6 protein-coding genes are annotated in these 9,550 nt (G+C 45.3%); 5 read left to right on the plus strand and 1 reads right to left on the minus strand.

Annotated features, from left to right (window positions below):
• The first annotated feature begins 83 nt into the window (after positions 1-83).
• From RH949_RS00385 to nadE, 5 genes are all read left to right on the plus strand, one after another.
• On the plus strand, positions 84-2,768 hold the full coding sequence (locus RH949_RS00385) for a condensation domain-containing protein (protein ID WP_446351586.1): 2,685 nt from the start codon (positions 84-86) through the stop codon (positions 2,766-2,768).
• A gap of 48 nt (positions 2,769-2,816) precedes the next feature.
• Entirely contained in the window at positions 2,817-3,080 is a 264-nt protein-coding gene (locus RH949_RS00390) for an acyl carrier protein (RefSeq protein ID WP_446351587.1), read from the plus strand.
• Positions 3,081-3,094: 14 nt separating this feature from the next.
• Positions 3,095-4,618 carry a class I adenylate-forming enzyme family protein gene (locus tag RH949_RS00395; RefSeq protein ID WP_446351588.1) on the plus strand — a complete coding sequence of 508 codons (1,524 nt, stop codon included), beginning with the start codon at positions 3,095-3,097 and terminating at the stop codon, positions 4,616-4,618.
• 121 nt (positions 4,619-4,739) lie between these two features.
• Entirely contained in the window at positions 4,740-6,719 is a 1,980-nt protein-coding gene (gene asnB / locus RH949_RS00400; protein WP_446351589.1) for an asparagine synthase (glutamine-hydrolyzing), read from the plus strand.
• A gap of 146 nt (positions 6,720-6,865) precedes the next feature.
• Complete coding sequence (gene nadE, locus RH949_RS00405; protein ID WP_006099361.1) at positions 6,866-7,867, plus strand: NAD(+) synthase; 1,002 nt, start codon at positions 6,866-6,868, stop codon at positions 7,865-7,867.
• Positions 7,868-8,517: 650 nt separating this feature from the next.
• Here the strand turns inward: nadE and RH949_RS00410 are convergent.
• The gene (locus tag RH949_RS00410) at positions 8,518-9,330 is read right to left on the minus strand and encodes an IS4 family transposase (protein ID WP_157453077.1); all 813 of its coding nucleotides are present in this window, start codon (positions 9,328-9,330) and stop codon (positions 8,518-8,520) included.
• Positions 9,331-9,550: the final 220 nt, after the last annotated feature.

Consider the following 9,550-nt stretch of genomic DNA (forward strand, 5'->3'; position numbering starts at 1 on the left):
TTGTAAAGGCACTAACATTTTTGATTGACTAAGAGTAAGGTGTAAAACAAAGACTTTTATCAGAGTTTAATCAGGGTGGAATAATGAAATACACTGTTGACGAAAAATCCCGTCTTAACTCTTCAAGTCAGCCTCCAGCCGACAAAACTCCGTCTGATTTTTGGCTTTCCCTGAGAACCAACGTTAGGTTAAAGCATCAGGCTCCTGCTATTCAGCCTGTTTCACGCAACCAAAACTTACCTCTTTCCTTCAACCAAGAACGACTCTGGTCTCTGGAACAGTTGCAGCCCGATACATCTGTACATAACATCTTGCATTGTTTGCATCTTCAAGGTGAACTCAATGTAGTAGCACTGAAGATGAGTCTAGGCGAAATTATTCGACGCCATGAAATCCTGCGAACCACGTTTCCAACCGTAAATGGATCACCCATCCAAGTGATTTGTCCAGAAATCGATTGGACTCTGCCAATTATAGACTTGCAAGAACTGCCTCTAGAGCAACGAAAAACTAAAGCCCAAAAACTCGCTGTCGAAGATGCCAAGCAACCGTTTGACTTGACAAAAAGCCCTTTGTGGCGTATGAAACTTTTGCGTGTAACTGAACAAGAATACATACTGGTACGAACCATACACCATATCATCTTCGATGGTTGGTCTGATCGAGTATTCCTGCGGGAACTCGGTGTGCTTTACGATGCCTTTTCCCAGGGAAAATTATCGCCACTTTCCGAACTTCCGGTTCAATATGCCGACTATGCCCAAACCCAACGACAATGGTTGCAAGGCGAGGTATTCTCCACTCAACTGGACTACTGGCAGAATCACCTAAGTGGCATTTCGGCTCTGGAATTGCCCACAGATTACCCACCTCCACCCGTACCAAGTTACCAAGGTGCTTATCAACCCTTTGAGTTATCACAAAACTTAACCCAGGCGATCAAGAAATTGAGTTATCAGGAAGGTGTTTCTCTGTTCGTCACCTTGTTAACCACATTTAAAACCTTGCTCTACTTATATACAGAGCAAGAAGACATGATTATCTGTTCGCCTGTTGTCGGTCGCCATCAAGTTGAATCAAAAGGGTTAATTGGCTACTTCAATAATATAGTAGCGCTCCGTACTGACTTATCAGGAAACCCCAGTTTTCGAGAACTGTTGCATCAAGTCAGTCAAGTTTCCTCACAAGCATTTGCCCACCAAGATATACCCTTACAAAAGGTAGCAGAACTCCTCAATTTAGTTCACACACCGCTGACGCGAGGTATGTTTGTCTTGCAAAATACCCCCAATCCGTCATTAAACCTTGATGGATTAACCGTGAACTCCTTGTATGTAGAGCGGGAAATCGCCAACTTTGATTTCTCTCTTTCCCTGCAAGAAAAATTAGGGAAATTAACAGGAGGATTGCAATACAAAACAGACCTATTCCAGGCGACTAGCATCGCTCAGATGTTGGATCATTTCCAGACCTGGCTAGAACGCTTAGTTGCCAATCCCGAACTGTGCCTAGAAGACTTGCCACGTTTTGCTGATGGAAAACTCCATCAACGGTCTGACGACAATCTGGATGCAGCTCTCTTAACCCGACAGCAACAGACAACCTATATCGCTCCGCGAGATAAGCTGGAACACCAACTCACCCAAATTTGGGAAAAAGTTCTAGGCATTCAACCCATCGGCGTGAGGGATAACTTCTTTGAACTCGGGGGACATTCCCTGTTAGCAGTACAACTGTTCGGACAAATCGAGAAGAAATGGAACAGAAATCTGCCCGTAGCTACCCTTTTCCAAGCACCAACCGTCGAGCAACTCGCCAACCTTCTGCGCCACTCAGGATGGTCAGCACCTTGGTCTTCATTGGTGGCGGTTCAACCACAGGGTTCTAAACCACCATTATTTTGTGTTGCTGCAGCTGGCTGCACCGCTCTGGGTTTGACCACTCTGGCGCGTCATCTCGGACCAGACCAACCTTTTTATGGTTTGGAAGAAAAAATGGATGGAAAACAGGCTCCCAAATTGCGGATTGAGGACTTAGCCGCTCATTATATCGAAGAAATTTGTACGGTTCAGCCTGATGGTCCTTATTTTTTAGGAGGTCACTCCTTTGGTGGTGTAGTTGCCTTTGAAATGGCTCAACAGCTACAGGCGCAAGGGAAGAAGGTCGCTCTGCTAGCCCTATTAGATACCATCTATAATGGGTCGCCGATTAATAGTCAGCCATCGCCTTCACCATCGCCTTCACCATCGCGTTCCCATGCTTCTCAACATCTGGAGCAAATTTCACAACTCGGATTTAGCGAGAAGCTAACTTACATCTATGCCTATGCCCAAGAGCGTTGTGGACGCGAAGTTTGTAAGAAACAGAAAGAACTGACTAAATTCCGGAAAGACCTTGAGCATAAAATCAAGAAAATGACCTGTGATTTTTACTTGAGTATTGGACAGGAATTGCCTTACCCTCTTCGAGGATTTCATTTGTTAGAGGAGAAGATAAAAGCGAGAAAAGCGTATCAACTGCAACTCTATCCTGGTCAGGTGACTGTATTCTGGGCTATGGGAAACGGGCATCCGCAAAAAACTTACTATAATCGTTCAGGCTGGGGCATAGTGGCTGGAGGAGGATTGAATCTGCACGGTGTTCCTGGCAATCATGGCACCTTGAAGTCAGAGCCTAACGTACAGATTCTGGCAGAAAAATTGCGGGCTTGTTTGGATGAGGCACAGGGGGAAGAGGCAAAGATTATTGGTCAGACAGGCTACCGTTAATTCTTCACAAAATTTCATTAACTATATCCAAAACGTTGAGGTTTAATTATGAAAACCATTGAAGAAATGCTACGCCAACACATTGCGGAAAATATTCTGTTCAGTAGCAAAGGGTATCCTTATCCCGATGACGCTTCTTTACTGGAAAACGGCATCATTGATTCGATGAACGTGATGGAATTGGTGTTGTTTCTCGAAGAAACCTTGGGCATTCAGGTAGAAGATGTCGAGATTGTCCCGGAAAACTTTGATTCCGTTAGCAATCTAGCTGAATTTGCCCGACAAAAACAGCCCCGGTTTGTTAGTGCTTAAGGGCAGGAGTTGTCATGTTGGTACAGGAATTTTTGGAGTCTAGCGCTGACCGATTGCCGGATAAGGTGGCGTTGATTGGCGATGGGCAACGCCTAACATATCCCGAAGTCGAGGTACAGGCAAACCGCTTGGCAAATGCGCTCTTGGCACAGGGTTTACAACGGGGCGATCGCGTCGTATTATTTCTACCGAACTGCCTAGAATTGGCGATCGCGATTTTTGCTATCCTCAAAGCGGGTGGCGTTTTTGTGCCACTTAACCCCAGCACGAAGTCCGATAAGTGCGCCTATATCTTAAACAATTGTCAAGCCAGAGTTTTAATCACCAGTGGGCGACAAGCCGATTTAGCCCAACAGCTAACCCAACAGGTTCCCTCCCTCACAACCATTATCCTCACTTCGCCAACCCCTGAGACGAGTACGGGTAATGTCCTCAACTATACCGCCATCCAGGGCGATTACTTAGCACATCGTCCCCCAAACGTCAATATTGATCTCGACCTAGCCTGCCTAATTTATACCTCCGGTAGCACGGGCGACCCCAAAGGCGTCATGTCAGACCACAGCAATGTTGTCTTTGCTGCCAGTTCGATTATCGAATACCTGGGCAATGTTGAGAGTGATAGTGTTATTGGCTTGTTGCCCTTATCCTTCGATTACGGACTGTACCAACTGTTGATGGTGTTTAAGTTCGGCGGTACTCTGGTGCTGGAAAAAGGATTTACCTATCCAGCCGCCATTCTTAAACGCATGGAGCAAGAGCGGGTTACTGGCTTCCCTGGCGTCCCGACGATTTATGCCATGCTGCTGAAAATGGATTTGAGTGCCTATGATTTATCCAGTTTACGTTATTTGACCAACACCGCTGCCGCCTTGCCTCCCTCCCACATTCTCCAAATTCGGGCGAAGTTTCCCTGGGCGACACTGTTCTCCATGTACGGTTTAACTGAAACCAAACGGACCCTCTATCTGCCCCCAGAGCAACTAGACAAACGTCCCGATTCTGTGGGTATCGCTATTCCTGGCACCGAAGTGTGGATTGAAAATGAACAGGGAGTGCGGTTAGGTTCGGGTCAAGTGGGTGAGTTGGTGGTGCGGGGGCGCCATGTCATGCGCGGTTACTGGGAGAACCCCGAGGCAAGTGCTGCCCGTTTCCGCCCAGGATTGATTCCAGGAGAGCGGCTGTGCTATACGGGAGACCTATTTCGCATGGATGAAGAGGGGTTTATGTATTTTGTCTCGCGGCAAGATGACATGATCAAAAGCCGGGGCGAGAAAGTGGCACCGAAAGAGGTGGAGAATGTGTTGTATGGTCTTTCCGGCGTCCGGGAAGCGGCGGTGATTGGCGTGGCTGATCCGGTATTGGGGCAGGTGGTCAAGGCGTTTGTCGTACAGGAGGGCGATGAACTTACCCCAGCCCATATCTTACGGCATTGCCGCGCCCATTTGGAAGATTTCATGGTGCCGAAGTTGGTCGAGTTTTGTGTTCAATTGCCTAAAACCGCCTCTGGCAAAATTAAAAAGACTGATTTGAAGTGATAAGTCATCTGTCATTTGTCATTTGTCCTTTGTCCTTTGTCAGGGTTTGAAGACTATTTACAGAACTTACACAAAGTGGCAAAAGCGCTAAAGCGCTTACTACAAACAAAAGGAGTAAGTTATGTGTGGTATTGTCGGTGTTCTCAACTTGCACGAACCTCAGCCGATTCCGGAGACGGTTTTGCCGCAGATGTTAGCCATGATTCGTCATCGGGGTCCTGATGAGTTTGGGATTTACCGGGATGAATGGGTTAATTTGGGGAACGCTCGTCTCAGTATTATTGATTTGAGCGGTGGACAGCAGCCGATTTGTAACGAAGATGAAACATTGTGGATTGTCTTCAACGGTGAAATCTTTAACTATGTGGAACTGCGCCCCCAATTAGAAGCGCTTGGTCACTGCTTTACCACCAACTGTGACACAGAGGTGATCCTGCATCTGTATGAAGAGTATGGTGTCGATTGCTTGAATTATCTCAATGGTCAGTTTGCGATCGCGATCTGGGATAGGAGTCAGCATAGCTTATTTTTGGCACGCGATCGCTTGGGGATTCGCCCCTTGTTTTATAACCTGTGCCATGATCAGTTAATCTTTGGTTCTGAAATCAAGACCATTCTGGCGCATCCCACGGTTTCTGCGACAATTGATCCCGCCGCACTGACGCAGGTGTTCACGTTTTGGAGTGTCTTGACACCCCACACCATTTTCCAGGACATTGATAGCCTCCCCCCAGGTCATTATCTGCAGGTTCAGGATGGACAGTTAAACATTCAACCGTACTGGGAGCTAGACTTTACCCCAGAAGCATCCCGGCGTACTCCCCAAGATTATCTGGATGAGTTTGAGCAACTGCTAATTGACTCTACCCTAATCCGCCTACGGGCTGATGTCCCTGTTGGCGCTTACCTGAGTGGGGGGTTGGATTCTTCGACAACGACGGCGATTATCCGTCAATATGCCCAGAACGCCTTAGAAACCTTCTCCATCGCCTTTTCAGATCCAGAGTTTGACGAGAGTGAGTTCCAACGGCGCATGGCAGATATTTTGGGAACTAATCATCGAGTCGTTTATTGTACCCATACTGATATTAGCCGCCTGTTTCCAGAGGTCATCTGGCACACAGAAACTCCCACATTACGCACCGCACCTGCACCCATGTTTATGCTGTCTCGGTTAGTGCGGGATTCTAATTTAAAGGTGGTACTCACAGGTGAGGGGGCTGATGAATTCCTCGGTGGCTATGACATTTTCAAAGAAATGGCGATACGTCGATTTTGGGCAAAACAGCCGGATTCCCAATGGCGACATTTATTATTGAAACGACTGTATCCGGAAATTTCTGGCTTGAGTCGTACCAGTGAAGCCTTTGTCCAGGCGTTCTTTAAAAAGAATCTCACCGATACCGAATCACTATTTTATTCACATATCATCCGTTGGTCAAACACGGCTCGTCTCCAGCGTTTGCTGCTGTCTAAACCTGAAGTGAAACCCCTAGAATGGGCAGAACAATTGGTTCCCCTCCAGAGCAATTTTGCTAGTTGGTCCCCTTTAGCCCAAGCCCAATACCTGGAAATTGTCACCTTCATGTCACCCTATTTGCTATCCTCCCAAGGCGATCGCATGGCGATGGCGAATTCAGTAGAAGGGCGTTTCCCCTTTCTAGATTATCGAGTTGTGGAATTTTGCGATCGCCTCCCCTCTAATGTGAAGCTGCGCGGCTTAACTGAGAAATGGCTGCTGCGACAATTAAGCCGCAAATTACTTCCCCCCGATATTTGGCAGCGCCGTAAGCGTCCCTACCGCGCCCCGATTCACCGCAGTTTCTTTCACCAGGATACACCGGATTATGTATTGGAGTTGTTATCGGAAGATGCTGTACGCGCTAGTGGTTTATTTAATCCCTTAGCCGTCAATCAACTGGTTCGCAAAGCCCAAAGTGGAGCCACCTTGGGTGAAGTGGATGATATGGCGATCGCGGGCGTTTTATCCACGCAGTTGGTTGATCAACAGTTCGTTAAAACATTCAACTCTCGGTTATCTTCATTGACGACTTCAGACCGAGTTAAGGTTATTGATCGCACAGTGGAGCAGATTCACTAACTATAAGTAGGTGGACACAATTAAAGTTAACTGTGGAGAACTCTGGTAAAGACGTTCCGGCGGAAGAGTCTCTACAACAGTTCAAAAAGTCCTAATCGATGAGTCTACTGCTATAACTGACAAATGACAATTCAGGAGAATCTATCATGAACAATTCAGTTAAAATCGATGGAATTGGCTTCAATAAGCACTCCCTTAACCTAGATGCAGCCAAAGAGACGGAACGCATTGTCGAACAGTTACGCCAGAGTGTTCATCAAACGCTACGCCGTCGTGGGGCGGTGTTGGGAATCAGTGGGGGGATTGACTCATCGGTGGTGCTAGGTTTATGTGCCAAAGCCTTTGGTTCCGAACGTGTTGTCGCCTTGCTGCTACCGGAGGGCGAATCTAGCCCAGAGAGCGCTACACTGGCACAGTTAGTCGCTGATCACTACGGCGTTCAAACTATTACCGAAGACATTTCCGGAGTCTTGGATGGGTTTGGCTGTTACCGCCGCCGCAACGACGCAATAAAACGGTTGTTCCCACAATTCGGAGAAAGTTGGCAAGCTAAAATTGCCTTACCGGGAAACTTGCTAGAAAAAGAAACCCTGAATATCTTTTCCCTAACCGTAACCAATCCAGAGGGTGAGGAGTTCACCAAACGCTTACCGCCCCAAGAATATTATCAGATTGTCGCCGCGTCTAATTTTAAACAGCGATCGCGCATGGCGATGCTCTACTATCACGCCGAATTAAATAATTATGCGGTTATCGGTACACCGAATAAAAATGAACATCTCTTAGGCTTTTTTGTCAAGTACGGAGATGGCGGAATTGATGTTAGTCCGATTGCCCATTTGTTCAAGACACAAGTTTACCAGCTTGCTCGTTACTTAGATGTACCAGAAGACATTCAACAACGCACACCGACATCAGATACCTATCCGGGGGGAAGTTCACAAGAAGAGTTTTTCTTCCGTCTACCCTTTGATATTCTGGATACCATCTGGTTCGGGTATGAACAGGGAGTTAGCAATGACAAAATCGCCCAAGCGCTTGATTTGACAGTAGAGCAAGTCGAGCGAGTTGTTGCCGATATTGTCCGCAAACAGCGTACAACCACCTATCTCAGAATGCCTGTTATTAATATGGAAAAGGTTGATTAAAAAGGTTAGGGCTGAAGGGGTGACAAGCAGCTCAAAAGCTTGGCAGGCAAAGCATTTCACCCCTCTTCCCCTCAAAAAGAATGTAACTTATTGACAGGTTTATTGAGAATGAATAAATGAATGAGAATGATAATCACCTACTTTTCTGAGTATCTTGGTTGTCTTTTTCAGACCAAAAATTGATTTGCGTATATTTTACGCAAATGTACTTGAATCAAAATCGAAGGAAGTGAATTGTCAAATTATCTGTAAGGCGTTAGGATTATTTTAATTCATCATTGTCCCCAGGAAAGCCAGATAGTTTCCACCCAACAAACAACATCTCAGTCAGTTTCAGACTGTTGAATAGATAAATATTGAGGTTAAATTCGTCAATAATAGAAGTGTAACCAGATAATTTTATACAGATTAATAGACAAAATAGTCAATGATTTTCAATTAAGTACATTGCTTTTAATCCTTGTTGAAAGTAATGGATTTTAGAGCGATTAAGGTGAATAAGTTTCTCAACCATGACTCGACAAAAATCCCATCCAATCGTCCAAGTCAATCCATAAAGACCAATCCAGAAATTGCTGTGTCGTCTCTGACTTCTTGCTACCTCTTTGAGACGACAGATATATTTTTGTTGATGTGAACAACGAGTTTTGTCACCTTTTAAAGAAGCGATAGTATAAGCCATGGCAATTAACAAGACTAAACGATTTAAACGTTCTATGCTGGCCCTTAGTTCCTTCTAAGTTATAGCCACCCGTCTTACAATCTTTGAACAATGATTCTATACCACTGCGAGATTGATAAACCTGAATCACTTCATCAATACTACTTAAATTGGTTAGAATGAACCAGCCCTGTTTTTCATAAGAACCTCGATACTTTCGTTTCCAATAAGCGGCTAAATTAAAACGACCAAACCCCTTCTTCTTTGTATAATTAACTCCCGAATGAAATAACTTCATCCCCGGAGTTAAACCCAACTCACTTAGCTGTTGATAGTTTCCTTCCGATTGGCGGATATAAGTATCCTGCTTGATCCGCAAGGCAAAAAATACCTTCTTTTTTTTCAACCAGTAAGCGAGTTCAACGCGGCGGAATTCTCGATCTCCGATGAGAACAACTTGATAACGGGAAAGCAATTTTAAGACCGGACGAATAACTGCTATTTGTTCGGAGATATTGCTACTACCCGCCTTATCCAAAAATTGCCAATATACAGGGAAGGAACGTTTTTTCCAAATCACAGCAACCATTAATAAGTTATTGCTGTCCCATTGAGTTCTATCTATAGCTAGAATAACACGACTTCCCAGAGGAATTTGAGTTCTTAATATATATTTAATTATCGGAAACCAGATTAAGGGTAAACTAAGATTGGGAAGAACTAAAAACCTTTGCAGATGTTTTCTCCTACTTTGATAGAGAATGGGTACAGGAAATGTCCTTTCTTGACTGCTCTGACGTATCGCACGCCGACACCAAAACCCTGTGACCCTTGCTGGGTGCTGCTTTGGGGGAACATTTAAGGATTAAAAATAACCAACAGACTCGCTGTGAGTCACCTAGATGATTATCATTCTCATTCACGTATTCATTCTCAATAAGCCTGTCAATAACTTACATTCTTTTTGAGGGGAAGAGGGGTGAAACGCTTTTCCTGTCAAGCTTTTGAGCTGCTTGTCACCC

It is taken from the genome of Coleofasciculus sp. A1-SPW-01 (assembly GCF_040217205.1).
In the GTDB taxonomy this organism is placed as follows: Bacteria; Cyanobacteriota; Cyanobacteriia; order Cyanobacteriales; family Coleofasciculaceae; genus Coleofasciculus; species Coleofasciculus chthonoplastes_A.